This window comes from Conyzicola nivalis, from assembly GCF_040548875.1.
Classification (GTDB): Bacteria; Actinomycetota; Actinomycetes; order Actinomycetales; family Microbacteriaceae; genus Conyzicola; species Conyzicola nivalis_A.
Genome location: NZ_JBEPSJ010000004.1, coordinates 245,567 through 269,822, shown reverse-complemented (window position 1 = coordinate 269,822; position 24,256 = coordinate 245,567). Strand labels below are relative to the sequence as shown.

At 70.8% G+C, this 24,256-nt stretch carries 24 protein-coding genes; 11 read left to right on the top strand and 13 right to left on the bottom strand.

Annotation, left to right across the window (positions count from 1 at the left end):
* Nucleotides 1-43: 43 nt before the first annotated feature.
* The 3 genes from ABIE21_RS15725 to ABIE21_RS15715 form a co-directional block, all read right to left on the bottom strand.
* A complete protein-coding gene (locus ABIE21_RS15725) occupies nucleotides 44-790 on the bottom strand; it encodes a helix-turn-helix transcriptional regulator (RefSeq protein ID WP_354025791.1) in 747 nt (248 codons plus the stop codon).
* A 199-nt stretch (nucleotides 791-989) separates the two neighbouring features.
* On the bottom strand, nucleotides 990-2,648 hold the full coding sequence (locus ABIE21_RS15720) for an HNH endonuclease signature motif containing protein (RefSeq protein WP_354025790.1): 1,659 nt from the start codon (nucleotides 2,646-2,648) through the stop codon (nucleotides 990-992).
* Nucleotides 2,649-2,748: 100 nt separating this feature from the next.
* Nucleotides 2,749-3,222 carry an SRPBCC family protein gene (locus ABIE21_RS15715; RefSeq protein WP_354025789.1) on the bottom strand — a complete coding sequence of 158 codons (474 nt, stop codon included), beginning with the start codon at nucleotides 3,220-3,222 and terminating at the stop codon, nucleotides 2,749-2,751.
* A 135-nt stretch (nucleotides 3,223-3,357) separates the two neighbouring features.
* On the opposite strand from ABIE21_RS15715, the gene ABIE21_RS15710 reads away from it, so the two are divergent.
* The gene (locus ABIE21_RS15710) at nucleotides 3,358-3,810 is read left to right on the top strand and encodes a cytochrome c oxidase subunit 4 (protein ID WP_354025788.1); all 453 of its coding nucleotides are present in this window, start codon (nucleotides 3,358-3,360) and stop codon (nucleotides 3,808-3,810) included.
* A gap of 18 nt (nucleotides 3,811-3,828) precedes the next feature.
* Here the strand turns inward: ABIE21_RS15710 and ABIE21_RS15705 are convergent, their stop codons facing one another.
* The 5 genes from ABIE21_RS15705 to ABIE21_RS15685 are packed head-to-tail and all read right to left on the bottom strand — an operon-like array spanning nucleotide 3,829 to nucleotide 11,665.
* On the bottom strand, nucleotides 3,829-4,557 hold the full coding sequence (locus tag ABIE21_RS15705) for an ABC transporter ATP-binding protein (protein WP_354025787.1): 729 nt from the start codon (nucleotides 4,555-4,557) through the stop codon (nucleotides 3,829-3,831).
* A complete protein-coding gene (locus tag ABIE21_RS15700) occupies nucleotides 4,554-5,468 on the bottom strand; it encodes an ABC transporter ATP-binding protein (protein WP_354025786.1) in 915 nt (304 codons plus the stop codon). The genes ABIE21_RS15705 and ABIE21_RS15700 overlap by 4 nt, the downstream gene beginning before the upstream one ends.
* Nucleotides 5,456-8,143 carry an FtsX-like permease family protein gene (locus tag ABIE21_RS15695; protein WP_354025785.1) on the bottom strand — a complete coding sequence of 896 codons (2,688 nt, stop codon included), beginning with the start codon at nucleotides 8,141-8,143 and terminating at the stop codon, nucleotides 5,456-5,458. The genes ABIE21_RS15700 and ABIE21_RS15695 overlap by 13 nt, the downstream gene beginning before the upstream one ends.
* Nucleotides 8,140-11,049 (bottom strand): FtsX-like permease family protein, encoded by a 2,910-nt coding sequence (locus ABIE21_RS15690; RefSeq protein WP_354025784.1) that lies wholly within the window; start codon nucleotides 11,047-11,049, stop codon nucleotides 8,140-8,142. Before ABIE21_RS15690 ends, ABIE21_RS15695 begins: the two co-directional genes overlap by 4 nt.
* A 43-nt stretch (nucleotides 11,050-11,092) precedes the next feature.
* Nucleotides 11,093-11,665 carry a YdeI/OmpD-associated family protein gene (locus ABIE21_RS15685; RefSeq protein WP_354025783.1) on the bottom strand — a complete coding sequence of 191 codons (573 nt, stop codon included), beginning with the start codon at nucleotides 11,663-11,665 and terminating at the stop codon, nucleotides 11,093-11,095.
* Between the two features lie 68 nt (nucleotides 11,666-11,733).
* Between ABIE21_RS15685 and ABIE21_RS15680 the strand changes: the two genes are divergently transcribed.
* Both ABIE21_RS15680 and ABIE21_RS15675 read left to right on the top strand, forming a co-directional pair.
* Nucleotides 11,734-12,717: a Gfo/Idh/MocA family protein gene (locus ABIE21_RS15680; RefSeq protein WP_354025782.1), complete on the top strand. Its 984-nt coding sequence runs from the start codon at nucleotides 11,734-11,736 to the stop codon at nucleotides 12,715-12,717.
* A 34-nt stretch (nucleotides 12,718-12,751) separates the two neighbouring features.
* A complete protein-coding gene (locus ABIE21_RS15675; RefSeq protein ID WP_354025781.1) occupies nucleotides 12,752-13,204 on the top strand; it encodes an SRPBCC domain-containing protein in 453 nt (150 codons plus the stop codon).
* Nucleotides 13,205-13,210: 6 nt separating this feature from the next.
* Here ABIE21_RS15675 and ABIE21_RS15670 read toward each other — a convergent pair whose 3' ends face one another.
* A complete protein-coding gene (locus ABIE21_RS15670; protein ID WP_354025780.1) occupies nucleotides 13,211-13,603 on the bottom strand; it encodes a RidA family protein in 393 nt (130 codons plus the stop codon).
* Between the two features lie 93 nt (nucleotides 13,604-13,696).
* On the opposite strand from ABIE21_RS15670, the gene ABIE21_RS15665 reads away from it, so the two are divergent.
* Nucleotides 13,697-14,212, top strand: coding sequence for a hypothetical protein (locus tag ABIE21_RS15665; protein ID WP_354025779.1), 516 nt, complete (start codon nucleotides 13,697-13,699; stop codon nucleotides 14,210-14,212).
* A 4-nt stretch (nucleotides 14,213-14,216) separates the two neighbouring features.
* Here the strand turns inward: ABIE21_RS15665 and ABIE21_RS15660 are convergent, their stop codons facing one another.
* Nucleotides 14,217-14,603: a VOC family protein gene (locus ABIE21_RS15660; protein ID WP_354025778.1), complete on the bottom strand. Its 387-nt coding sequence runs from the start codon at nucleotides 14,601-14,603 to the stop codon at nucleotides 14,217-14,219.
* Between the two features lie 61 nt (nucleotides 14,604-14,664).
* Between ABIE21_RS15660 and dacB the strand changes: the two genes are divergently transcribed.
* Genes dacB through ABIE21_RS15635 form a run of 5 tightly spaced genes read left to right on the top strand, consistent with a single transcriptional unit; the run spans nucleotide 14,665 to nucleotide 19,496 of the window.
* Nucleotides 14,665-16,110 carry a D-alanyl-D-alanine carboxypeptidase/D-alanyl-D-alanine endopeptidase gene (gene dacB / locus ABIE21_RS15655; protein ID WP_354025777.1) on the top strand — a complete coding sequence of 482 codons (1,446 nt, stop codon included), beginning with the start codon at nucleotides 14,665-14,667 and terminating at the stop codon, nucleotides 16,108-16,110.
* 30 nt (nucleotides 16,111-16,140) lie between these two features.
* Entirely contained in the window at nucleotides 16,141-16,722 is a 582-nt protein-coding gene (locus ABIE21_RS15650; protein WP_354025776.1) for an isochorismatase family protein, read from the top strand.
* A complete protein-coding gene (locus tag ABIE21_RS15645) occupies nucleotides 16,719-18,194 on the top strand; it encodes an NAD-dependent succinate-semialdehyde dehydrogenase (protein ID WP_354025775.1) in 1,476 nt (491 codons plus the stop codon). The genes ABIE21_RS15650 and ABIE21_RS15645 overlap by 4 nt, the downstream gene beginning before the upstream one ends.
* Nucleotides 18,195-18,204: 10 nt before the next feature.
* Nucleotides 18,205-18,702, top strand: a complete 498-nt coding sequence (locus tag ABIE21_RS15640) for a hypothetical protein (protein WP_354025774.1) — start codon at nucleotides 18,205-18,207, stop codon at nucleotides 18,700-18,702.
* Nucleotides 18,702-19,496 carry a TrmH family RNA methyltransferase gene (locus tag ABIE21_RS15635; protein ID WP_354025773.1) on the top strand — a complete coding sequence of 265 codons (795 nt, stop codon included), beginning with the start codon at nucleotides 18,702-18,704 and terminating at the stop codon, nucleotides 19,494-19,496. The genes ABIE21_RS15640 and ABIE21_RS15635 overlap by 1 nt, the downstream gene beginning before the upstream one ends.
* 51 nt (nucleotides 19,497-19,547) lie before the next feature.
* Here the strand turns inward: ABIE21_RS15635 and ABIE21_RS15630 are convergent, their stop codons facing one another.
* Genes ABIE21_RS15630 through ABIE21_RS15620 form a run of 3 tightly spaced genes read right to left on the bottom strand, consistent with a single transcriptional unit; the run spans nucleotide 19,548 to nucleotide 22,437 of the window.
* Nucleotides 19,548-21,422 (bottom strand): ABC transporter ATP-binding protein, encoded by a 1,875-nt coding sequence (locus tag ABIE21_RS15630; RefSeq protein WP_354025772.1) that lies wholly within the window; start codon nucleotides 21,420-21,422, stop codon nucleotides 19,548-19,550.
* Nucleotides 21,423-21,444: 22 nt separating this feature from the next.
* A complete protein-coding gene (locus tag ABIE21_RS15625; RefSeq protein ID WP_354025771.1) occupies nucleotides 21,445-21,660 on the bottom strand; it encodes a hypothetical protein in 216 nt (71 codons plus the stop codon).
* A gap of 54 nt (nucleotides 21,661-21,714) precedes the next feature.
* On the bottom strand, nucleotides 21,715-22,437 hold the full coding sequence (locus ABIE21_RS15620) for a YqjF family protein (protein WP_354025770.1): 723 nt from the start codon (nucleotides 22,435-22,437) through the stop codon (nucleotides 21,715-21,717).
* A gap of 41 nt (nucleotides 22,438-22,478) precedes the next feature.
* Between ABIE21_RS15620 and ABIE21_RS15615 the strand changes: the two genes are divergently transcribed.
* Together ABIE21_RS15615 and ABIE21_RS15610 are read left to right on the top strand one after the other, a co-directional pair.
* The gene (locus tag ABIE21_RS15615) at nucleotides 22,479-23,405 is read left to right on the top strand and encodes an ABC transporter ATP-binding protein (protein ID WP_354025769.1); all 927 of its coding nucleotides are present in this window, start codon (nucleotides 22,479-22,481) and stop codon (nucleotides 23,403-23,405) included.
* On the top strand, nucleotides 23,402-24,241 hold the full coding sequence (locus ABIE21_RS15610) for an ABC transporter permease (protein WP_354025768.1): 840 nt from the start codon (nucleotides 23,402-23,404) through the stop codon (nucleotides 24,239-24,241). Before ABIE21_RS15615 ends, ABIE21_RS15610 begins: the two co-directional genes overlap by 4 nt.
* Nucleotides 24,242-24,256 lie beyond the last annotated feature (15 nt).

Sequence of the window (24,256 nt, the reverse complement as noted above, 5' to 3'; positions counted from 1 at the left end):
GAACCTACGACTGCTCGACGGCTCGCGCGTATGGGTGGTTTCCCTACCCCCAGACCCGCGTCCTCGCGAGCGACGCCAGCTCGGTGCGGTTGGCGGCCCCCGTCTTGCGCAGGACCCCTGCCACGTGCTTCTCCACCGTCTTCGGCGAGATGGCCAGAGCGGCGGCGATGTGCTTGTTCGGCCAGCCCTTCTCCACCAGCGCGCGCACCTGACGTTCCCGGGCGGTCAGCGCACCGTCTCGGGCGACGCGCGCCGGGCCGGGGGCGGGCTGCCGCGGGATGCGAACCCCGTCGCCATCGTCGATCAGCACCGAGTTGGCGATCGCGATCGCGACCGCGGCATGGATGGCGAACAGCTCGAGCAAGTGCACGTCGTCATCGGTGAACTGCCGGTCCGCATCGTCGCCGAACACCATGAACGCGCCGATCAGCGACGACCCCAGCCGGATCGGCACACCGAGAACCGCGCGCGAGAACCGGATGTCGTCAGATAGGAGGTGGCCCCCGGGCACCGATGAGTCGCGACAGAACGTCACGGCGCCGCCGGCCCTCGCTACCGCGCCGGTCACGCCCTCGTCGAGAGAGAAGATCTCGCCCGATCGGCAGCCGACGTCGAGGTCGACCTCCTTGCGGTAGGCGCGTGCGTTCTCGTCGATTGTGCAGATTGAACCGCTCGAGCAATGCAGCAGCTGCGCGGCGTTGATGAGGATGCGTTCGAGCAGCGGTTCGAGGGCGAACTTGCCGGCAAGATCGCCCGCCAGATCTGCGAGCTCATGCACCGGGATTGTCATCAGCGGTCCTCTTGACGGGTCGACCGTGCCGCCTCGGCACGGCCCTCGACCCATCATCTGCCCAAACCGCGCGCACTGCGAGGGGTGGTGCTGATCGCCGAGAAGGCTATAGGGCGTGCCGACCGACCAGAACTCACCCGACCAGAACTCACCCGCCCAGAACTCACCCGACCAGAACTCACCCGCCTCGGCAGTAGACCTAGAAGGGCATCTCCTGGTCGGGGTCGTCGGGGGTGTTCCAGCTGTTCGCGGCCGTTGTCTCGGTGGTCGTCGTCTCACCGGCCGTGGTTTCGGTTGCCATTGCTTGGACGAAGGCGGGTGAGAGTCGGCGGTGTGGTGCGACTTTTCTGATCCGGCCGCAGGGTGAGACCCACATCTTGTCGCCGTCGGGGAGTTTGACCATGGTCCACCGGGTGTTGTGGACGGTGCGGTGGTCTGATTCGCAGAGGAGGGCGGAGTTGGCGAGGGAGGTGTCGTGGGTGTCGGCCCATTCTGAGGGGTGGTGTCCGTGGGACTCGCCGGCGGTGGCGTGGCACCAGGGTGCGGTGCAGTTCCCGTCGACGAGTTCCACGGCCCGGCGGAGGGACTTCGGCAGGTACCGGTACTTGTCGTCGAAGGCGATCACGGTGCCGGTGATCGGGTCGGTGAGCAGCCGGTAGAAGCCGGGGGCGTCGGCGACGAGCCTGCGGGCGGTGGCCGGGTCGATCGGGATGCTGCCGTCGAGGGTCGCCGGGGCGGTGTCTTGGCCGAGGAGGGTCAGGACGGGGATCTCGATGTGGACCTGGGCGGTGATGCCGTGCCCGAGCCGCCGGCCCGAGCCGGCGCCGCCGCTGTTGTCCCCACCGCTGTCGGTGCTGGTGCCGGTGCCGGTGCCGTCGCCGCTGGGGAGGGCGTCGTCGGTGACGGCGCAGAGGTCGCCCTCGAGGAGGATCGCGGTGGTCACGTCCGCCCGTCGCTGCGCCAGGGTGCGGGGGTCGCCCGCGAAGGTGGGCAGGGCGATGGCGGTGACCCGGTTGTAGATCGCGGCGACCACCTCGGTGGAGTCGCGGATGGTGAGGAACCCGATACCGTCCTCCCCGGGCTCGAGGGTCACCGTGCGGAACGAGGCCGCCCTCTCGTGGCGTTCCTCCATCGACTCCGAGTGCAGCCGCTCCCTGGCCTGCAGCACCTTGGCGCGGAAGGCGGAGAGGATCAGCGTCCGCGCCCACGGCAGCACCTCCTGTTCGAACGCTCCCCGGGCCTGCTCGGGGAGGGACCAGGCGGTGGAGGCGATCAGCCTCGCGTGCTCGTAGCGGACCGTGCCGGTGTGCAGGGCCTCCAAGGTGGCGGGCAGGTCGGCGACCAGGGTGCGGCTCTCCTGGATCAGGTGCCGGGCGGCGTTCTTCGACAGGGTGAATGCCGCCGCGACCTCGGTCGCCAGCTCGACCGCGGCCCGGTTCCGGATCGACCAGCCCGCCTCCTGCCCGGCGTTCGCCCGCAGCCCGGGCGGCCGGGACAGGTCGTCGGCCTCCTCCTCGGCGGCGACCATCACCGAGATGCGCCGCAGCTCCTCGATACCCACCGCACGACGCGCCGCCGACACCGCGAGCTGCCGGTCCGCGACCTCGGCGTCGTCGAGGAACCTCCCCAACAGCAGCTGCCGCCGCACGTGCGGAGACAGGGTGCGCGGATCGGGCATCGACTCCCACTCCGGCGGCGGCTCGAACAATGGCGACCCGAAGGACGACGATGCGAAGGATGACGGTGCGGAGAAGGACCCGGGAGCCAGGTCGTCGGGCGGCGGCTCGAACGTCGGATCGTCCTGCAGCACCGGCGCCGGCACCGGCCCCGGGTCATCCGCGATATCGGTGATTGTCATACCCACATTTTCCCACGTTCGAACACGTGTTCGAGTGAATGGGGCCGAAACTGGGGAGAAAATGCCGTGCCTGTGGACAACCGCGAATCAGCGGTCCCAGCTACCGCCGCTCGATCGCCGTCACGATCGAGGGGAGGACCCGGCGCATATACGGCGCCCACAGCAGCAGCACGATCGCGTCGACGACGAGGCCGCGACCGGGGCGAGGGTGGAACGCGTACGACCAGCGGATGCGTGTGGTCGCGCCCTCGGAGGCGAAGGTCCACTCCGCACGGGCACCCGAGACGAGCCAGCCGAAGAGTCTGCGGAAGTCGTGCAGGTCGTACACGAACGACACCCCGGGATCGCTGACCGCGATGGTCTCGACGACGCTCCCGCCGTCGGAGAGCTCGAGGGTGCGCGTGAATCCGGCAGCGTCCCAGGTCGGCGGCTGGCCGTGCACACGCACCACCGCAGGCAGGACGCCGAACTCCGGGTAGAACTGCGTGGGAGAGGTCTGCAGGCCGATGTTCCAGCTGCGCATCGCGCTGGCCCTGGCGACGGCTTCGACGGTGGCGGTCGATGATCGTGTCATGCGGATGATTCGGAGCCGCGGCGACTTCGGTTGTGCCCTATATCGGTCGCCGCCGGGGGTTTCCCCGACGGCGCTTAAGTACTTGAATGGAGCTGTTTCGTTCGTGCTGCACCGCCGCAGAGAAAGAATCACTCAATGGGTGCCAACAACAAGCTGTTCTGGATCCTCGCCGGCTACTTCGCCCTGCTCGCCGTCGTCTACACCGTCTGGTCGGTGTTCTTCAACGCGCAGGACTTCGCGACCACGGCGAACAACACCGGGGGAGGGATCGAGTGGGCGGGCACCGTCGCGCTCACCCTGTCGGCCATCGCCGCGGCGCTCATCGCGTTCTACGTCGGACGGACGCACAGGGCCCAGGGCGGCGAGCTGCCGGAGGACCGTCCCGATGCGAACGTCGACGACGGCGACGCCGAACAGGGCTTCTTCAGCCCGTGGAGCTGGTGGCCCGTGATGCTCGCCGGAGCCCTCGCGGTCGTGTTCCTCGGCCTCGCGCTCGGCCCGTGGCTCGCGTTCTACGGGGTGCCGCTCGTGCTGATCGCCCTCACCGGCTGGGTCTACGAGTACTACCGGGGGCTGTTCGCGCACTGAGCCGCGCCGCCCGTCGATTCAGGCGCGGTGCCGAGCCGGCTGCGAGCGGGTGCGCCCGTCGTGCAGTTCGAGCACGCGGTCGGCTCGCGCCGCCAGGTCGGGGTCGTGGGTGGCGACGACGACAGCGATCCCGTCGGCGGCGAGCCCGGCCAGCAGGTCCATCACGACGCTCGCGTTGCCGCTGTCGAGCTGGGCGGTCGGCTCGTCGGCGATGAGCAGGCGCGGGCGCACGGCCAGCGCGCGGGCGATGCCGACGCGCTGCTGCTGCCCGCCGGAGAGCTCGTCCGGCAGCTGGGCGGCGTGGTCGGTGAGACCGACGAGCGCGAGCACCTCGGCGACGCGGGCGTCGCGGGCCGTGGCATCCACGTTCTTCATCCGCAGCGGCAGTTCGACGTTCTGGGCCGCGGTGAGCACCGGGATGAGACCGAACGACTGGAAGACGAACGCGAGGTCGTCGCGGCGCAGCTCGACGGACTGTTCCTGGGTCAGGCCGCTGTAGAGTCTCCCGTCGACCCAGACCTCGCCGCTGGTGGGGGAGTCGAGGCCGCCGAGCAGTCGCAGCAGCGTCGACTTCCCGGCACCGGAGGCGCCGCGCACCACGAGCAGTTCGCCCGGGTACACCTCGAGGTCGATTCCCTCGCACGCCACGACCTCGCCTGCGCGGGTGCTGAAGACGCGGCCGAGGCCGTCGGCCCGCAGGATCGGATCGGCGATGATCGGGATCGCCGCCGTGTGCAGCGCGTTCATGCTGACTCCTCTTCCGCCGCGGCGTCGTGCCCCGGCCGCACACTCACGTGGTCGCTCTCGAGCGTGAGCCGCACCCGGTCGCGCAGTTCGAGGCTCGCCGCGAACGCGGCGGGCAGCTGCATGCGGCCGACCCGGTCGAGCACCGCGAACTCCTCGGCCACGTGATACTCGTCGCCGGCCTCGTCGGTGCGCGTGCTGCGCACGACCTCGGTCGAGGTGCGCCCGTCGCGGATCTGCACCGTGCGGCGCACCTGCGTCGCCACGGTGGGATCGTGGGTCACGATCAGGGTCGTCACACCGCGCTCCTCGTTCACTCGGCGCATGGCGCCGAGCACCTCCTCGCTGGTGGCCTCGTCGAGCTCGCCGGTCGGCTCGTCGGCGAGCAGCACGGTGGGGTCGTTGGCCACCGCGACGGCGATGGCGACGCGCTGCTGCTGTCCGCCCGACATCTCCTGCGGCGTGCGGTCGCGCACGTCGCCGACGCCGAGCAGGTCGAGCAGCTCGTCGACGCGCTTCACCCGCGCCTCGCCCTTGGGTCCCCGCGCTATCGCCAGCACGGCGGCGATGTTCTCCGCGGCGGTGAGATAGGGGAGCAGGTTGCGGCCGGTCTGCTGCCAGACGAACCCCACGCTCGTGCGCTGGAAGGTCACTCGCTCCGCCTTGGTCATGGCGAGCATGTCGTGCCCGGCGACGATCGCTCGTCCGGCAGACGGCCGGTCGAGCCCGGACAGCACGCCCAGCAGGGTCGACTTGCCCGAACCGGATGCGCCGACGACGGCGACCATGTCTCCGGCCTCGACGCGCAGCGTGAGACCTTGCAGCGCCTGCACCTCCACGTCTTTCGTGCGGAAGATGCGCACCAGGTCGACGCAGTCGATGTCGGGGGCGGCGGGGAGCGTCATGAGGTCCATCCTTCGTCGGTGGGGCTCGTCGAACGGTTGCGGGGCACCGCGTGCCAGGCGGCGAGCGTCCCCACTGCGGTGAGGATCACGGCGAATCCGCCCACGATCACGAGCAGCCAGAGGGGGTCGGCGACCACTGCGGGCTGCACCGCGTTGCCGGTGAACGGCCGCAGGTCGACGGTGGTGAGCAGCACCAGCGACAGGACGGCGCCGAGAACGAGGCCGACGACGAGCCCGACGAGGGAGAGCGGGGCGAGCTCCCACGCGACGGCCGAGCGGCCCTGTCGCCCGCTCAGCCCCAGCGGGGCGAGCAGCGCGAGCGAACGCCGCCTCTGGCGACCGTCGATGACCGTCGTCAGTACGAGCGCGGTGAGGCTGAGCACGACCGAGCCGGCGATGGCGAGCAGCGCGGCCCCGCGGATGCCGCCGACGGCCGGGTTGGCGATGATCGTCTGCGCGACGTCGGCCGGAGTGGTGAGGCTGGCCCCGCCGCCGGCGATGCTCTGGATGTCGGCCCGCACCCTCTCGACGGACGCCCCCGGCTCGAGACGCACGAGCACCTGGGTCGCCGTCGTCGGGGTCGCGTAGTGCAGCGCCTCGGCGTGGACGCGGTCGGCGAGGACCCAGCTCGGCGCCTCCCTGATGATGGGCGCGTACACCCCGGGAGAGATCAGGCGCACGTCGTACTTGTCGAGCATCGAGCTCGACTTGCCGCGCGTGGACTCCGCGACGGAGGTCGACACCAGCAGGGGCACGACGCCGCCGTCGGCCGTGAGCAGCTCGTCGGTCAGCGGGATGGCGTATGCCCGATCGCGCTGAACCCGGGCGAGGTCGGCGCTGTCGACCAACGCGAGCGTGACGGTCACGCGGCTCTGGTCTTCGGGGTACAGGTAGTGGAAGTTCTCCGTCGAGATCGCTGCGGCCGAGTCGACACCGGGCACGCCGCGGATCTCGTCGACCGTCGCGACATCCAACCGCACGTCGGCCACCCCGATGTCGGCGCCGACCTCGACGCGCGACGCCGTCTCCAGCCCGCTGGAGAGCGTGGTGGTCAGCACGCCGGAGAAGACGGCGACCGAGACCCCGATCAGCACAGCGAGGATCGGCACGAGTCCGGCCGACCCGGCGCGCAGAGCCCGCGCGATGCCGAGAAGCGGGGCCACCGCGCGCGAGCGAGATGTGGCCGCGAGCGCTCTACCGAGAGCGAGCGGGTAGAGCCTCAGGGCGACGACGCAGCCGAGAAGCGAGAGCAGCAGCGGCGTCGCGGCGGCGAGCAGGTCGACCCCGACCGACTCGCCGGAGCCGACCCCGCGCTGGGTGATGGTGACGAGCGCCGCGATGGCCGCTATCGCCACGAGCGCCTCGACCGCGATGCGCAGTCGGCCCACCGGCAGGCGCGAGGGACCGCTTCTGCGGCTGGCGGTGCCGAGCAGCGTGACGATAAGCGCGGGCGCGACGGCCACCGCCGCGACGGCGGCGATCCCGCCGACGCCGAGCCGCCCGCCCGGAAGCAGCAGGCCGATGGCGACTCCGACGGCGGTCGCGGCGACGCCGATCACGAGCGTGGGCAGTGCGAGCAGCACGCGCAGCTGCGCTGCGGACGAGCCGCGGGCAGCCAGCAGGTCGAGGCTCTGCCGCAGCCGCGATACGGCGAGGCGCGCGATGAGGATCTCGATGGCCACCGCGAGGCCGAGCGGACCGGCCAGGATGGTGGCGAGGATCGCCTGAGAGCTCGCGTTGCGCACCGCGACCTCGTCGAGGAGCTCGGGCAGCTTCGTGCGGAACGGCATTCTCGTCTGGTTGCCGATGTCCTGGGCGACCGTGGTGAACTCGCGCGCCTGCCTGGCGATCGCCTCCGTCGTCGACGCCGTTATCGCGTCCGGCCGCACCGAGTACCAGAGGGAGCTGCGCGGATTCAGCACCGACACGTCGGCGGCGGGGGCACCGGCCGCGTTCGCGAAGACCAGCGCCTCGGTGTACTCCGCCTCCTCGGGAACCGACGCGATCAGCCCGTACGAGGTGTGCTCCCAGTAGGGGGCGCTCGCGTCATTCGGCTCGAAGATGCCCGTGAGCGTGATGACCTGTTCCAGCCGGTCGGGCAGCTCGAGGGTGCGCGTCTCTCCGACCTTCCACCAGAGCCGGTCGGCGATCGCCTGTGTGGTGATCACGTCGATCGGGGCGTCGAACGGGATCTCGTCGGGGACGGTGCGCGGGGCGTCGCCCTCGACGACGGTGACGCGGGAGAGGAAGCGCGGGTCGTAGCCCATGCGTATCCCGGCGGCCGGCTTGGCGTAGGGCTTCGAGCGCGACGGCTCCGTCACGACGTTGTAGTCGGCGGCTTCCGTCGCGTCGCGGAGTGGCCCGGGTATCGTCGCGCGCAGCCCGGCGAGTCCGTCGTCGACGTTGCCCCAGACCTCGGCGGAGCCCTCGTCCATTTCGTCGACCGATGTGCCGGGGCCGTAGTCGAATACGACGAAGTCGTCGGCGCGGAGGTCGCGCACGGTGGCCGTCGCCTGCCGGACGTCGTACCGCACCCCCTCGGTCAGAAACCCGTCGACGGAACGGGGGATCGTGGTGGCGAGGACCGCCATGCCGAGGGTGACGACGGCGAGCATGACCGCCACGGGCGCGAACGCTCGCAGCGCCCTGCGTCCCAGCCGGCCGGTGCCCAGCCCGCGGCTCACGACGCCCGCTCCTCGTCGACGGCGCGCGCCGCATCCCGGCGCACGAGCCGGAGCACGACGGAGCACACCGCGGCGATCACGAGGGCGAGCACGGAGCAGAAGATCAGCCACGGCACCACGTCGAAGGCCGGCCAGATGCGCACGTACGCCGCAGCGGCGGGGACGACCGCGGCCAGGAACGGCCCCACGGTGGCGGCCGTGGCCAGCGCACCGCCGACCGCACCCACCGCGAACGCGAACACGAGCACGACCGCCTGCTCTGCCCCGCGTGTGCGTGACTGGTCTCGCGACGAGAATCCGAGCGCCCTCAGCACCGAGATCTCGCCTCGGCGACCGCGCATGTCGTCGACGAGGAAAGCCGCCAACGCCACGATCGCGAGCAGCGCGGCGGTGATCGCGGCGAGCCAGAACGCTGTGAGGGCGGGGGCGAGCACCGGCTGCTGCGACGTGGAGGCCTCGGTAGAGACGAGAGAGGTGTCCGTCGCCGTGCGGGACACGGCCGCGGCCACCCGCTGCGGGTGGGCCGTCGCGAGCGAGACGGCGTTCGCCACGACGGGTGCGGCTCCGTCACGCAGCGTGGCGAGGTTCAGGGCACGGAGGTCGGTGGCGATCCCGAGCCGTGAGGCCACGCCCGGCATCGCGTCGACGATCGCGGTGACCTCGGATTCGACGGATGCCCCCGAGACGTCGAGCTCGACGGTGAGCGGGTCGCCCACCACGGCGCCGACGCGCTCGGCGTAGGCCGAGGTCACCACGACCGGGAGGGGCACGGAGTCGTCGACCTCGCCGAAGAAGCCGCGGCTCGTGACCCTGACCTGCGCGTTGATCGTCACGGGCTCCTGCGACTCGAGGGTGACGGTGAGTCTCGCCACCGACGGGGCTGCGGGGCCGGTGCGCTGCGACTCCACGGCGAGCACCCGCCAGGGGCCGCCGCCGTCGGGTGCCGTCGCCGTCAGGGCATCCTCGGTGTCGCCGGCGGCGAGCGGCACGCGTACCAGTGCGCCCTGCGGGTCAGCGGCCCAGACGGCGATCGCGAATGTCGCCACGCGCTCCCTGCCGTCTCCCGCGAGTTCCAGCGTGGCCGCGATCGGTGCCCCCGGCTCGATGTCGAACCCCGGGGCATCCGGAGTCGTCGTCTCGAGCGCCGCGGCGAACGACTGCGCCTGCGGCCCGAGCACACGCACGGCCGAACCGGGGTGCAGGGCGACGAACGGGACGGTGTCGGCCCCCACGGTGACCGTGGACAGCACGAGGGCGGATGCCGCGTCGACGTCGTCGAGGTCGGCGAGCGTCGCCGACGTCACAGCCCCGCCCTGCTCGTCGGGAAACGACACGGCGACGGCGCCGCCGGTTCCGGTGAACTGCGCTGCGCGCTGCGTCGCGGCCCAGGTGGTGGCGATGCCGGTGGCGAAGACGGCGCTCGCGACGGCGATGGCGATGGCCAGCACGGGCACGACGTAGCGCACGACCCGGCCGGCGACCTGTCGGGCGGCGAGCACCGCGACGAAGCTGCCGCGCCGGGAACGCGAGCGGGCGAGAGCGGGGGCGAGGGGGAGCACCAGGGCAGTGCCGATCACCGAGACCGCCACGAGGGTGAGCGCCGGGCTCGTCGCGGCGACGAGGTCGGTGCCCGATCCGCCGCCGCGCGAGTACAGCTGCCAGGTGGCGAGCGCCGCGATCACCGCGATGACGCCGCCGGCGATGAAGAATCCCGCGGGGGAGCGCGCGGCGGAGTCGGCCTCACGGCCTGCGCGGACGTCGGAGAGGGAGACGGCCACGAGGCATCCGAGGCTCGCGACCGCGACCGCGCCGGACACCGCCGCGACCTCGGCCACGCTGCGTCCGCCCAACAGGGCGACGGCGGCGACGGCGCCGAGTGCCGCGCCGGGGACCACGGCGAGCAGTCCCTCGCCGGCCGACGACGCGACGAGCTGGCCGAGGGAGAGCCCGCGCGCCCGGGCGAGGTCGGTGTGGCGGCGCCGCGAGGCAGCGAGCACCGTGCACAGCTGGAGCACCGCGACGATCCCGAGCACTCCGACGATGCAGATCGCCGAGGTCGCGATGGCCGCCGCGCCGCGGCTCGCGGAGGAGATCGCGGCGAGGGTCGACGGCAGCGAGCCCTCGATGTCGGACGAGATGCTCACGATGCCGTCGGCGGCCTTGATCGCGTCGGGGAGCTGCTGGAAGCCGGCGGCGACCGCGTCGCGGGTGTCGTCGTCGAGGGCGGACGGCTCCGCCGTGACGGTCCACGACGCGAAGACCTGCGTGGGCAGTCGGGCCAGGTCCTCGGTCTGCACCACGACCAGGCCGAGGTCGGCCCCCGCCCGCCCCGACCCGGCGAGCGATTCGGCGAACCAGTGCGCGTCTGCCGGGTCGTCGGCGCGCCAGGTGGCCGCGACGGTCAACGGCACCTGCTGCGCGGCGTCTCCGACGGTGAAGGAGTCTCCGACGGAGAGACCGAGGGCCGCCGCCGCGTCTTCCTGCACGGCCGCTCCCTCTGCCGGCCAGTCGCCCGCGGCGACGCTGGCGAAGTCGAGCAGGTCGGGCTCGACGCCGAGCACGACCGAGACGCCCGGCGCGCCGACGAGGTCTACCCCGAGCGCGCGCTGGCCGTCGTGCACTGCGACGCTGCCGGCGGGGAAGAGCCGTGAGACGAGCGCGTGGGCCGCATCCGACTGGGCAGCCGCGTCGTCGGCGAGGTGGGTCGTGAACCGCACCGCCGAATCGCGGGCGGCGGCGTTCTCGAGCGTTTCGCGGGCGCCGACCGCGGCACCGTGCTGCACCGACCCGAGGGTGAGCCCGAGCGACAGCGTCGAGACGAACACGACCGCGCCGAGAGCGGCGAGAGCGGAAGCGGAGTAGCGGGCGCGCAGCAGAAGGAGCCCTCCCGCGGTGTACACGCCCATGTGGTCCGATACTACGTGAGCGAAGATCGATGACTATGCGTGGTTATACGTAGATCTTCTCGCCCCGCTCGAGCATCTCGATGAAGGTTGCGATGCGCTTCGCCCGCGTCTCGTCGCGCTTGGCATTCTGCAGCCTCAGGTAGATCGCGAAGCGGTTCTGGCTGTTGAGGGTCGCGTAGAAGGCCGAGGCCGCCGGGTTCTTCTCCAGTGCCGCCAAGAAGTCCGGATGCGGCTGAGCGGTCGCCGGCCCGTCGTACGCCCGGTCCCATCTGCCGTCGTTCCGGGCCCGCTCGACCTCGGCCATGCCCCGCGGCGCCATCCGCCCCTCGGCGATCATGGCCTCCACCGCCCGCACGTTGCGCGTCGACCAGGTGCTCTGCGGCCGCCGCGGTGTGAAACGCTGCAGGTAGCTGTCATCGTCGATGCGCCTGGCCTGCCCGTCGATCCAGCCGAACTCGAGGGCCACATCGAGGGCCTCCTCGCGGGTGACCGAGGTCAGGCCCGAGCCTTTCTTCGCGATGACGAGCCAGACCCCGGCGGAGTCCTGGTTCAGCTCCATCCACTCGCGGAACGCGTCGTATCCGTCGAAGTGCACACCCTCGGGCTCGCTCGGCATGGATCAACCGTACGGCCGACATGGAATGATTGGCGAGACTCTTTTCGCTCAGAACATCGGGGAACGACATGACCGGACCAATTCGCTGGGGCATTCTCGGCACAGGCTGGATCGCCGAGCAGTTCGTGACCGACATCCTGGCCAACGGCATCACCGTGACCGCGGTCGGCTCGCGCAGCCAGGGATCGGCCGACGCCTTCGCCGAGAGATTCGGCATTCCCACCGCACACGGCAGCTACGAGGCGCTCGCCGCCGACCCCGAGGTCGACGTCGTCTACGTCGCCACCCCGCACCCCATGCACGCCGACAACGCGACGCTGGTGCTGAACGCCGGCAAGCACGCCCTCGTCGAGAAGCCCTTCACTCTCAACGCCGCCGAGGCGCAGCGGGTCGTCGACCTCGCGTCGGCCAAGAACCTGGTCGTGCTCGAGGCGATGTGGACCCGCTGGCTGCCGCACATGGTGCGCCTGCGCGAGATCCTCGCCGCCGGAACCATCGGCGACGTGCGCACCGTCATCGCCGACCACAACCAGAAACTGCCGAGCGACCCCAAGCACCGCATCAACGCTCCAGAGCTGGGCGGAGGGGCACTGCTCGACCTGGGCATCTACCCCGTCTCCTTCGCCTGGGACGTGCTCGGCGAACCGCAGTCGACGGTCGCGATCTCCAGCCCGACCGCGACCGGCGTCGACCGCCAGACCGCGATCCTCTTCGGCTACGCCGACGGCCAGCAGGCAGTGCTGCACACGGCGCTCGACACCGCGGGGCCCAACACGGCCTCCGTCATCGGCACCGACGGGTGGATCGCCCTGCGCGACACCTTCTACGCGCCCACGAACTTCACCGTGTTCGACAGCGCAGGCACGGTCGTCGAGGAGTACGTCGACTCGGTCGAGCAGCGTGGCATGCAGTTCCAGGCCTGGGAGACCGAACGGCTCATCGCCGCCGGCACGCCGGCGGGCGAGATCCTCTCGCCGAGCGAGACCGTCGGCATCATGGGCTCCCTCGACGAGGTGCGCCGGCAGATCGGCCTCGTCTACCCGGGCGAATAGCCCCTCTCTTCTTGTACCGATCGAAAGGATCACCGTGTCAGACCGCGCAGTAGTCAAGGGCCACCTCATCCGCCGCACCATCCAGCTCGCCGTTCCGCGTGAGCGCGTCTGGGCGGCGCTGACCGAGCCGGAGCTGCTCATCCAGTGGTTCGGCGAGGGCTTCGAGGTGACGTCGTTCGAGGTCGGCGGCACCGGCCGCATCATCTACGAGGACTTCGGCGACTTCCCGTTCGAGATCACGGAGATCGCTCCGCAGCAGACTCTGGCCTTCCGCTGGTCGGGCATCCCGGCCGACGAGCTCGACGAGTACTCCACCGTTGTCACGTTCACCCTCGCCGGCGACGAGTCGTCGAGCGAGCTCACCGTCGTGGAGTCGGGCTTCGAGTCGATCCCCGGAGGCACACGCTATCGCCGAGACCGGCTCGAGCAGAACCGCGAGGGCTGGGACGTCGAGCTCGACGAGCTCGCCGCCCTGCTGCAGTCGTAGCGGCCGTCAGGGGCTCGGGATCGCCGCGACCGCGTCGATCTCGACGAGCGCTCCCGGCCGCGCCGGCGCCACCGCGACCACGGTGACCGCGGTGCGGCGGCCGCCCCAGACCGAAGCCGTGGCCGCGTAGCCCTCGCTCGGATCGACCGACGGGTCGAGGTAGATGGTCAGCTTGGCCACGTGGTCGGCGTCGGTGCCGGCCTCGGCGAGCACGGCGAGCAGATTGCGTAGCGCCTGCTCGGTCTGCGCGCCGAGCCCGTCGAGCAGCGTGCCGTCGGCGTCGGCGCCGTTCTGCCCGCCGACGAACAGGGTCGGGCCGGACGGGACGATCATGCCCTGCGTGAAGGCCGGATTGCTGAAGAGCTGCGGCGGGTCTACCGGGGTGAGTGATTTCGTCATGGGCGACATCCCTTCTGATCAGCCCCGAGTATCCCGCCGAGCCCGCACACGGCGCCACCCCCTCCCGAAGAGGCAGCGCGTCATACTCGACGCATGGTCGTTGTCTTCGAGGGTCTGGTGCATTCCGCCTACGCGCAGCTCCACGTCACCACGGGAACGCTCGAGCCGGCGCTGCCCGACGAGGCCTTCGTCGGGCAGGCGAACGGCCTGTGCGGCTGCGCCGTCGAGGGCGCCATCTTTCTCGTGACCGGCACGCACACTGGTTCGATCCCGGTTCGTGTCGTCGTCTACGAGGCCGCACCGCCCGTCGGCGAGTGGGAGGAGATCGTCGAGGCCGCCTTCGCCCCGCACGCCCCTCGCGCGGCGCTGATGGGATGGGCGTCGGATCCGTCGGCGTACTCCGATCTTCCTGAAGCGACCTACAGGGTGCGGTGGAGCGCCAGCGGTATGGATGCGGGCCGACGGCAGGATGTCGCCGACGAGGCGTCGCCGGCTCCCGACCGATACGAGCTCGCCTTCTGGCCTGCGCCGGCCGCGCCGGACGCGATCGTGCGCCGCACCGGGCAGGCAGCTGCGTACTGGCACGACCTCGGGTTCTTCCGCGGATAGCCCGCTACGCCTCGTAGAGCTCGAGCGGCAGGCCGTCGGGGTCGAAGAAGAACGCCATCTTCTTTCCCGTGTTCGGGTCGAAGCGCAGCTCCTCGTGACGCACGCCCTCGGCGTCGAGCTCGGCGAGGGTGCCCTCGACGTCGTCGACCTCGAACGCGAGGTGGCGCAGCCCGGTAGCCTCCGGCCAGCCCGGGCGCACCGCCGGGGTGGGGAAGGAGAAGAGCTCGACGATGTAGCCGCCGTCGAGGGCGAGCTTTCCCATCCACGACTCGCGTTCCTCCCGGTAGAACTCCTCGAGGAATTCGAACCCGAGCACCCGGGTGTAGAAGTCCTTCGACCGCTCGTAGTCGGTGGCGATGATGGCGATGTGGTGCACGCGGCGCAGCTTCATGCCCCCAGCATTCCACGACGGCCCCGGCGGGCGTGGCGGCGATCGCCTTTATCATTGGTGGGTGAGTGAGCTCGAAGTACCCACCCCGACCCCCCGCACTGGCCTGTCCGGCGTGATCGGCAAGCACCCGACCGCCTGGCTGGTCTCGGCGCTCGCTGTCGTCTTCCTCCTCCTCGGAACCGGCGCCGTCTTCGCCGGAGCGGCCGTCGGCAGCGCGAGCGCCGATCCCTCCGTCGCCACCGCCGAGACCCCGGGTGCCGAGGCGCCCGCCGCGGCCGACGCGGGCCGCTCCGTTCCTCCGGCGCTCCCCGCAGCCACCCGCCTGCGCACCTGCACCGTCTCCGGCCCGGCGAGCGACCCGCGGCTGATGTCGCTCAAGGGCTACGTCATGAACGCGGCGACCGGCGAGGTGCTGTTCTCGCGCGAGGGCGACGTGCCCAACCGCACCGGCTCCGTGCTGAAGGTGCTCACGGCGGCCGCCGCCGTCTCGGCCCTCGGCCCCGACTACCGCCTGACCACGAAGGTCGTCGACGGCACGACCCCCGGCACCATCGTGCTGGTCGGCGGCGGAGACCCCACCCTCAGCGCCGGCGGCGGCAGCGTCTACACGAATGCGCCGAGCATCGCCGACCTCGCGTCGCGCGCCCGGGCCGCGCACGACCAGGCGCATCCGGGCGTCTCCATCACCAACGTCGTTCTCGACGCCAGCTATTGGAACCCCGCCGACAAATGGGACCCGATCTGGAAGCGCAGCGAGCAGACGATCGGCTACCACTCCGAGGTCACGGCGCTGATGGTCGACGGCGACCGGGCAGACCCGAGCAAAATCACGAGCCCCCGCAGCACAGACCCCGTCGGGCGTGCGGGAGCCGCGTTCGTCGCCGCCCTCGGCATCCCCGGCGTGACCGTCTCGACGGGAACCGCCGCTTCGGGAACCGTGCTCGCCGAGGTGCAGTCGCAGCCGGTGAGCTCGCTCATCAACTTCATGCTGCTCACGAGCGACAACACGCTCGCCGAGAACCTCGCCCGCGTCGTCTCGGTGAAGACCGGCCACGGCGGATCGGCCGCCTCGCTGCAGCAGGCGATCCCGGCCGCGCTCAGCGGCTACGGGGTGCCGGTCGACAAGCTCGTCATCAAAGACGGCTCCGGTCTCAGCGAGGCCAACGGCGTTCCGCCCGAGTACGTGGCGAAGCTGATGGTGAAGATCGCCGCGGGTGGCCAGAACCTCAGTGCCGTCTACAACGCGCTGCCCGTCGCGGGCAAATCGGGCAGCCTGTCGGCACGGTTCACCGGCCCCAACGCGGCCGCGCGCGGCAACGTCATCGCCAAGACCGGATGGATCGACACCGCCTACACTCTCGGCGGCGTCGTGAAGGCCGCGGACGGCACAACCCTCACCTTCGCCTTCTACGCGATCGGCGACGGCATCAAGGACAGCGCACGGGCGGCCCTCGACACGCTCACCACGGGCGTGTTCAATTGCGGTGACAACCTCTCCAATATCTAACTCGGCCCGATCCAGAAGACAGGTGGCGCGATGAGCAGGGCGCTCTTCATCATCGATGTGCAGAACGACTTCACCGAGGGGGGAGCCCTCGGTGTCGCCGGCGGAAACGCGGTGGCGGCGGGCATCACGGCGTTGCTCGCCGAGCATCCCGACCGCTACGCGCACGTCTTCGCCTCGCGCGACTGGCACGACGCGTCAGGCGACAACGGCGGGCACTTCTCCGACACCCCCGACTACGTCGACACGTGGCCGTCGCACTGCGTCGCAGGCACCCCCGGTGCGGAGTACAACCCGGCCCTCGACACCAGCGCGGTCGACGTGCACGTGCGCAAGGGGCAGGGCGTGCCCGCCTACTCGATCTTCGAGGGCACGACGACCGACGACTCGGACGTCGCCGACGTGCTCGAGCGGTTGGGCGTGACCCAGATCGACATCGCCGGCATCGCCACCGACTACTGCGTCAGGGCGAGCGCGCTCGACGCTATCGCCACGGGCCGCGACGTGCGCGTGCTCGCCGACCTCGTCGCCGGGGTCGCCGCAGACTCGAGCGCAGCAGCGCTCGTCGAACTCGAGGCCGCCGGCGCCGAGATCGTGACAGGAGCCGACGAATGACATTCTCAGAGGCCGACCTTCTCGCGCGGGTTCCCGACAAGCTGTTCATCGGCGGCGCATGGGTGCCGTCGACGTCGGGCCGCAGCATCGACGTCTACGACCCGTCGACGGGGCTCGTGATCAAGACGATCGCGGACGCCTCGGTCGAAGACGGGATCAGGGCAGTGGATGCCGCGGCCGAGGTCCAGGCGTCGTGGGGTTCGACGGCCCCTCGTGTGCGAGGGGAGATCCTGCGCGGCGCGTTCGACCTGCTGCAGGAGCGCGCCGACGAGTTCGCGCTGCTGATGACCCTCGAGATGGGCAAGCCGCTCGCCGAGGCGCGCGGCGAGGTGACCTACGGCGGCGAGTTCCTGCGCTGGTTCGGCGAGGAGGCCGTGCGCATCTCGGGACGCTACGGCGTCAACCCCGAGGGCAGCGGACGCATGATCGTCACCCACCTGCCGGTCGGGCCGTCGTTCCTCATCACCCCGTGGAACTTCCCCCTCGCCATGGCCACGCGCAAGATCGCGCCGGCCATAGCCGCCGGCTGCACGGCGATCGTCAAGCCGGCCGAGCTGACGCCGCTGACCACCCTGTACTTCGCTCGCCTGCTCGAGGAGGCCGGGCTGCCCGCCGGCGTGTTGAACGTCATCACCACCTCCACCTCGGGCGAGGTCTCCGCGCCGATCATCGCCGACAAGCGCCTGCGCAAGCTGAGCTTCACCGGCTCCACCCCGGTCGGCCGCACCCTGCTCAAGCAGGCGTCGGAGAACGTGCTGCGCACCTCGATGGAGCTCGGCGGCAACGCCCCGTTCGTGGTCTTCGACGACGCCGACCTCGACAAGGCCGTCGACGGTGCGATGCTCGCGAAGTTCCGCAACATCGGCCAGGCCTGCACGGCCGCCAACCGGTTCATCGTGCACGAGTCGGTCGCAGACGAGTTCGCGGCCCGCATCACCGCCCGGGTGAACGAGCTGACCATCGGCCGCGGCACCGACGACGGCGTCGCGATCGGCCCGCTCATCAACGACGGCGCGGTCGACAAGGCGGACGCCCTCGTGCAGGACGCCATCGCCCGCGGCGCTACGCTGCTCACCGGAGGATCGCGCGTTGACGGCGGGGGCAGCTTCTACCAGCCGACGGTGCTGAGCGGCATCGTCCCCGGCAGCGACATCCTGCGCGAAGAGATCTTCGGACCCGTCGTGACGATCGTGTCGTTCACCGACGAGGCGGAGGCCGTGGCTCTCGCCAACGACACCGAGTACGGACTCGTCAGCTACGTCTTCACCCGCGATCTGGCCAGGGGACAACGACTGATCGAGAGCCTCGCGACCGGCATGATGGGCCTCAATGTCGGGGTCGTCTCGAACGCCGCCGCACCGTTCGGCGGCGTCAAGCAGTCCGGTATCGGGCGCGAGGGCGGCTCGGAGGGCATCCACGAGTACCTCGAGACCAAGTACGTGCTCACCCCCGACCCGTTCGGCGGCCGCTGAGCGTGCGCCTATGACGAATGAAGCGTTCGGCACCATCGACGACCTGCCCGAGTCGGCGGCGGTCTCCAGCCGGCGCCCGCGAATCATGCTCCTCGTGGTCGCCCTGCTCGTCGCGGCGGTGCTCGCGGTCGTCGTGGTCGTCTTCGCGCTCGGCACGGTGGCTCACGTGCTCGATGTGGGAAGCGCCTCGACGATCGCCGACCTGGACACCGTCGAGCAGAACACCGGCATCGACCTGCCCGACGGCACGACGGTGCTCGCCTCCAGCGAGGGAGACGACGCGTTCAGCGCCGAGCTGCTGCTGCCGGCCGACCGGCTGCCCGACTTCCCTCTCGCCGGCTACGGCCCGGTCGACGCGGCGAGCGACGAACTCGCGCCCGCACTCGAGGGTGAGAACGTCGTCGAGTACCTCGGCGCGGGCAACGACACCCTCGTCGCGAGTGCCGCGATCGTGGAGCGCGACGGAGAAGCCGTGCTGTTCGTCGACGTACGCGCGGCGACCGAGTAATGCCCGTCGTCGAGATCACCGACATCGCAGACCCGCGGCTCGTCGACTTCGCGCACCGCACCGACGTCGCGTTGAAGAACGGCAGCCGCACCGAGAACGGCCTGTACATCGCGGAGTCGGCCCTGGTGCTCGAACGGGCGATCCGTGCCGAGCACCGACCTCGCTCCGTGCTCGCCCTCGGCGGAACCGTCGACGAGGCCGTCGCGCTCGTGGGCGACGACGTCGTGGTGTACTCCGGGCCCGGCGAGCTGCTCGCCGAGCTCACCGGCTACATCCTCCACCGCGGCCTGATCGCGTCGATGCACAGGCCGCCGCTGCCGCGTGCGCAGTCGCTGCTCCAGAACGCCCGCCGCGTCGTGATCCTCGAGAACGTCGTCGACCCGACCAACGTCGGCGCGATCTTCCGATCGGTCGCGGCGATCGGCGCCGACGCCGTGCTGGTCACCCCGCGCTGCTCCGACCCGTTCTACCGCCGCGCCATCCGCGTCTCGATGGGCACCGTGCTGCAGGTGCCGTGGACACGGGTCGGCGACTGGGCGTCGACGCGTGAGCTGCTCACGGCGAACGGGTTCCACGTCGCGGCGCTGGCCCTCACCGACGACGCGGTCTCGCTGCGCGACTTCGCGGCGACCGCTCCGGAGCGCGTCGCGCTCGTGCTCGGCACCGAGGGGGAGGGGCTCACCCCCGAGGCGATCGCCGCCGCCGACACCGTGGTGCAGATCCCCATGGCGCACGGCATCGACAGCCTCAACGTGGCCGCGACGGCCGCCGTGGCGATGTACGCCCTCGCCTGACGGTTCCTGAGCCTGTCGAGGGGGCGCTTCGACAAGCTCAGCGACCGCTGGTCACACCAGCAGCTGGTGCTTTGCGAGCTCCTTGTAGAGCGGGGTCGAGAGCACGAGCTCGGAGTGCGTGCCCACCCCGACGACGCGACCGTGCTCGAGCACCACGATCTGGTCGGAGTCGACCACGGTCGACAGCCGGTGCGCGATCACGATGAGCGTGCGGTTCTCGGCGACGGCGTCGATGGCCTCGCGCAGCATCTGCTCGTTCAGGCCGTCGAGCGACGAGGTCGACTCGTCGAGCAGCAGGATCGGCGGCGCCGCGAGCAGCGTTCGCGCGATCGCGAGGCGCTGGCGTTCCCCACCGGAGAGCATCACGCCGTCTTCGCCCACAGCGGCATCCAGCCCCAGGTCGTTGCGTTCGAGCACCTCGGTCAGGTTCACCGACCGCAGCACCTCGACGCACTGCTCGTCGGTCGCGTCGGGGGCGCCCAGCAGCAGGTTCTCGCGGATCGTGCCGGCGAGCACCGGGGCGTCCTGTTCGACGTAGCCGATCTGCGACCGCAGGTTCTCGCGGTCGAGGGCGCGCACGTCGATGCCGCCGAGGCGGACGACGCCCGCCGTCGGGTCGTAGAAGCGCTCGATCAGCGCGAGGATCGTGCTCTTGCCCGCGCCCGACGGGCCGACCAGGGCGGTGCGCTTGCCGCGCTCGGCCGTGAACGAGACGCCGCGCAGCACCGTGAGGTCCTGGGTCGGCTCGACCGGGAGCGCGACCGGCGACGACTCGACGACCTCGGCGACGGCCTTCGCGATCTCGTCCTTTCTGGCGCCCTCCGGGTAGGAGAACTCCACGTTCTCGAACGTGATGGCCGCGTCGGTCGAGATGTCGACGGCCGCGGCATCCGCGATCTCCGAGTCGTTCTCCCGCTCGCTGGGCAGTGCGATGATCTCCTGGATGCGGCCGAGCGCGCCGAGCGCCTGGTTCACCGAGGTGAGGGCGCCGAAAGCCGAGCCGAGCGGGCCGATCATCATGAACAGGAAGAGGATGAACGCGACGAGGCTGGAGATCTCGATCGCGCCGCTCGCCACGCGGAAGCCGCCGACGCCGAGCACGACGAGCAGCGACACCTGCAGGGCGATGCCGGCGACGGGGACGACGAGGGCCGAGATCTTCGCGACCTTGACGCCCATGTCCCACGCGCCCTGCGCCTCCTTCTCGATCTTGACGATCTCGCGCTCGGTGGCGTTCGACGCGCGCACGGTGCGGATGGCGCTGATGGCACGCTCCACCGCGGCTGCGAGGTCGCCGACCTTCTCCTGCTGCTTGCGGCTGACGATGCGGATGCGTCCGGAGAGCAGCACCACGGTGATGACGGACACGGCGATGACGAGCACGGTGAGTCCGAGCAGCACCGGGTCGATGACGAGCATAGCGATGAGGGCGCCGACGAAGAGCACGGCCCCGCCGATGGCGTCGACGAGCCCCTGCGTGATCACCGCGTACAGCAGCGTGGTGTCGGAACCGACTCGGGAGACCAGGTCTCCGGTGCGGCGGGTGTCGAACTCGCTGATCGGCAGGCGCAGGATGCGGCGCACGAGCTGCGTGCGGGCGGAGAGCACGACGCTCGTGCCGGTGCGCTGCAGCAGGTAGTGCTGGAACCCGCTGAGCAGGGCTGCGAGCACGACGAGCGCGACGAGCACCCACACGAGGTTGCCGAGCGTCTCGCCCGCCTGCACGCGTTCGACGACCTGCTGCACCAGCAACGGCTGGGCGAGAGAGGCGCCCGCGGCCAGGAGGCTGAGGGCTACGACGAATCCGAGCACCCTCTTGTGCTCGAGCAGGTACGGCAGGAGCTGGCTGAACTTGGCGCGGGGGCCGTCGTCCTTCTTGCCGTCGCGGCCGCGGCGGGGCGGGCGGGATGAGGTAGTAGTGCTCATGGGTGCTTTCTCTTCGGCGGCGCTACGAGCGCCCGTACTTCTTGTGGACGGCCTGGCGGGAGACCCCGAGGGCGAAGGCGATGAGCTGCCAGCTGGCCCCGGCGTTGTGTGCGCGTCGAGCCGTCACTGCTTCGATGCGGTCGAGTTCCTTGCGGAGTTTCGCGATCGCCTTGAGGGCCTCGATCGGGTCATCCGAGCCCGCGCTCGTCGCGAGGGTGTGGATGGTGACGTGGTCCATGGTCGTCAACCGTAGTTGACGCGCGCGACAGTGTCAACTTGAGTTGACAGGGGGTCATCGGCCGAACGTCGTGGTGACGCCCGGCGAGTAGAGCACGGAGTCGGGCGCCCGGCCCGCGAGCGCCGGAAACCCCGCTCTGGCCAGCAGTTCGTCGTCGAGCGACTCGAGCGACGCCTCGAACAGCGGCCAGGGCTCGTGGCGGTTGCGCAGGCGCACGGTGCGACCGCGCACGCGGGAGAAGAGGGCCCAGCGGGCGGTGAGGAAGTCGGCCGTCGCGTCGTCGACGACGGGGGCGGATGCCGCACGTGCGACGATCCGGGTGGAGGCGTGCGCGCCGGTGTGGTGGCGTCCGCGGAACTCGAGGCGGTCGCCGTCGCGCTCGAGCGTCGTGCGCGACCAGACGTAGGGCAGCGCGAACAGGACTCGCGCGGTGAGAACGGCGGCGAGCCTGGACGCGTCGAGCGACACGAACACGACGCCGCGCCTGCCCTCGCCGTCGACCGCGTACAGGCGCACGTTGATCTCGACGAAGTCGCCGAAGTACGGCACCGGCGGGCTGCCGAACACGGTCGCCCGGTCGAGCACGAACGGGATCAGCCCCACCCACGACGAGCCGTCGTGCACGTCGGGCGTAAGACCGGAGGGCAGCAGCGGTGCGACCTCGGCGGCATCCACTCGCCAGTGCAGGAAGACGAGATCCGACCAGCGCTGGCTCGCGACGGAGCGGGTGGCGAGCGGCGGCGCGACACTCGTGATCGGTTCGGGATCGAGGGGCATGCCGCCACCCTATGTCGCCCGCCGCCAATAAACTCGGTGTCGTGCCAGCGCCTGTCATCACCGCCACCGCCTTGACCAAGAAGTACAAGGACTTCGCCGCCGTCGACGGCATCTCGTTCGAGGTGGCGCCCGGAGAGTCGTTCGGGCTGCTCGGACCGAACGGCGCGGGCAAGTCGACGACCATGCGCATGGTCGGGGCGGTCTCCACCCGCACCGGCGGCGACCTGCGCATCCTCGGGCTCGACCCCGACGAGCACGGCCCCGAGATCCGGTCGCAGCTCGGCGTGGTGCCCCAGGCCGACAACCTCGACCAGGAGCTGCGCGTGCGCGACAACCTGATCGTCTACGGGCGCTACTTCGGCATCCCGCGCGCCGTCGTCGCCAAGCGGGCAGACGAGCTGCTCGAGTTCGCGCAGCTCGCCGACCGCGCCAAGGCCAAGGTCGACGACCTCTCCGGCGGTATGAAACGCCGGCTGACGATCGCGCGGGCGCTCGTGAACGACCCGAGGATACTGCTGCTCGACGAACCGACCACCGGCCTCGACCCCCAGGCACGCCACGTCCTCTGGGACCGCCTCTTCCGTCTCAAGGAGCAGGGCACGACCCTGCTGCTGACGACGCACTACATGGACGAGGCCGAGCAGCTCTGCGACCGGCTCGTCGTGGTCGACAAGGGCGCGATCATGGCGGAGGGCTCGCCGGCCGAGCTGATCCGCGCCCACTCCAGCCGGGAGGTGCTCGAGGTGCGCTTCGGCTCCGACCGCAACGCGATGGTCGCCGAGCAGATCGCGGGGGTCGGCGACCGTATCGAGGTGCTACCCGACCGCATCCTGGTCTACAGCGCCGACGGCGAGGCCGAGCTCGCCCACCTGCTCCGCGAGGGGCACGCGCCGATCACGAGTCTGGTGCGGCGCTCCAGCCTCGAAGACGTCTTTCTGCGGCTCACGGGCAGGACGCTGATCGAATGAGCGCACAGACGGTGTCGTCGAACCGCTCCGCCATGGCGGGCGGCGCCAGGGCGCGGCGGCTGGGGTCGTGGTACGTCGCCGAGCACCGGCTGCTCGACATGCGCGCCTACGCGCAGACGATCGTGGCGACGAGCATCGGCAACCCGCTCGTCTACCTGTTCGCCCTCGGCGTCGGGCTCGCGAGCCTCGTCGACGCGAACCTCGGCGACGGCGGGGGAGGCCAGGTGAGCTACCTGGTGTTCGTGGCCCCGGCGCTGCTCGCCGCCGCGGCGGTCACCGTGGCGACGGAGGAGTTCACCTACCCGATCCTCGCGGCCTTCAAGTGGAACCCGATCTTCTCGGCGATGCGCTCGGCGCCCGTCTCGTCGGCGCAGATCGCGAACGGAACGATCATCGCCGTCGCGCTGCGCATCATCGTCACCTGCGCGATCTACTTCGCGGTCATGGTGGCGTTCGGCGCCGTGCCGTCACCCCTCGGAGTGTTCGGCATCCTCACCGCGTCGGCGACCGGCGTCGCGGTCGGCGTCGTCATCATGGCGTACACGTCGACCGTCGAAGAAGACAAAGGGCAGATGGCGATCATCATGCGCTTCATCATCACGCCGATGTTCCTGTTCTCTGGCACGTTCTTCCCGCTCTCGCAGCTTCCCGTGTACCTGCAGTGGATCGGCTGGATCTCGCCGCTCTGGCATGGAACGGAGCTCGGCCGGGTTCTCGCCTACGGCCTCGCCGAGCCGATCTGGCTCACGGTCGCCCACGTCGCGTACATCGGCATCATGCTGCTGGGCGGATGGCGCGCGGCACAGGTGATCATCACGCGGAGGCTCGACAAGTGACCGCCGCGCCCACCT

Coding starts and splice junctions, on each gene's coding strand:
- ABIE21_RS15690 (WP_354025784.1), bottom strand. CDS start 11,049: ATGGGCGTGTACACCGCGGGAGGGCTCCTTCTGCTGCGCGCCCGCTAC.
- ABIE21_RS15705 (WP_354025787.1), bottom strand. CDS start 4,557: ATGAACGCGCTGCACACGGCGGCGATCCCGATCATCGCCGATCCGATC.
- ABIE21_RS15685 (WP_354025783.1), bottom strand. CDS start 11,665: ATGCCGAGCGAGCCCGAGGGTGTGCACTTCGACGGATACGACGCGTTC.
- ABIE21_RS15640 (WP_354025774.1), top strand. CDS start 18,205: ATGACGAATGAAGCGTTCGGCACCATCGACGACCTGCCCGAGTCGGCG.
- ABIE21_RS15700 (WP_354025786.1), bottom strand. CDS start 5,468: ATGGACCTCATGACGCTCCCCGCCGCCCCCGACATCGACTGCGTCGAC.
- ABIE21_RS15625 (WP_354025771.1), bottom strand. CDS start 21,660: ATGGACCACGTCACCATCCACACCCTCGCGACGAGCGCGGGCTCGGAT.
- ABIE21_RS15670 (WP_354025780.1), bottom strand. CDS start 13,603: ATGACGAAATCACTCACCCCGGTAGACCCGCCGCAGCTCTTCAGCAAT.
- ABIE21_RS15715 (WP_354025789.1), bottom strand. CDS start 3,222: ATGACACGATCATCGACCGCCACCGTCGAAGCCGTCGCCAGGGCCAGC.
- ABIE21_RS15630 (WP_354025772.1), bottom strand. CDS start 21,422: ATGAGCACTACTACCTCATCCCGCCCGCCCCGCCGCGGCCGCGACGGC.
- ABIE21_RS15665 (WP_354025779.1), top strand. CDS start 13,697: ATGGTCGTTGTCTTCGAGGGTCTGGTGCATTCCGCCTACGCGCAGCTC.
- ABIE21_RS15660 (WP_354025778.1), bottom strand. CDS start 14,603: ATGAAGCTGCGCCGCGTGCACCACATCGCCATCATCGCCACCGACTAC.
- ABIE21_RS15680 (WP_354025782.1), top strand. CDS start 11,734: ATGACCGGACCAATTCGCTGGGGCATTCTCGGCACAGGCTGGATCGCC.
- ABIE21_RS15725 (WP_354025791.1), bottom strand. CDS start 790: ATGACAATCCCGGTGCATGAGCTCGCAGATCTGGCGGGCGATCTTGCC.
- ABIE21_RS15635 (WP_354025773.1), top strand. CDS start 18,702: ATGCCCGTCGTCGAGATCACCGACATCGCAGACCCGCGGCTCGTCGAC.
- ABIE21_RS15610 (WP_354025768.1), top strand. CDS start 23,402: ATGAGCGCACAGACGGTGTCGTCGAACCGCTCCGCCATGGCGGGCGGC.
- ABIE21_RS15720 (WP_354025790.1), bottom strand. CDS start 2,648: ATGACAATCACCGATATCGCGGATGACCCGGGGCCGGTGCCGGCGCCG.
- ABIE21_RS15620 (WP_354025770.1), bottom strand. CDS start 22,437: ATGCCCCTCGATCCCGAACCGATCACGAGTGTCGCGCCGCCGCTCGCC.
- ABIE21_RS15645 (WP_354025775.1), top strand. CDS start 16,719: ATGACATTCTCAGAGGCCGACCTTCTCGCGCGGGTTCCCGACAAGCTG.
- ABIE21_RS15650 (WP_354025776.1), top strand. CDS start 16,141: ATGAGCAGGGCGCTCTTCATCATCGATGTGCAGAACGACTTCACCGAG.
- ABIE21_RS15710 (WP_354025788.1), top strand. CDS start 3,358: ATGGGTGCCAACAACAAGCTGTTCTGGATCCTCGCCGGCTACTTCGCC.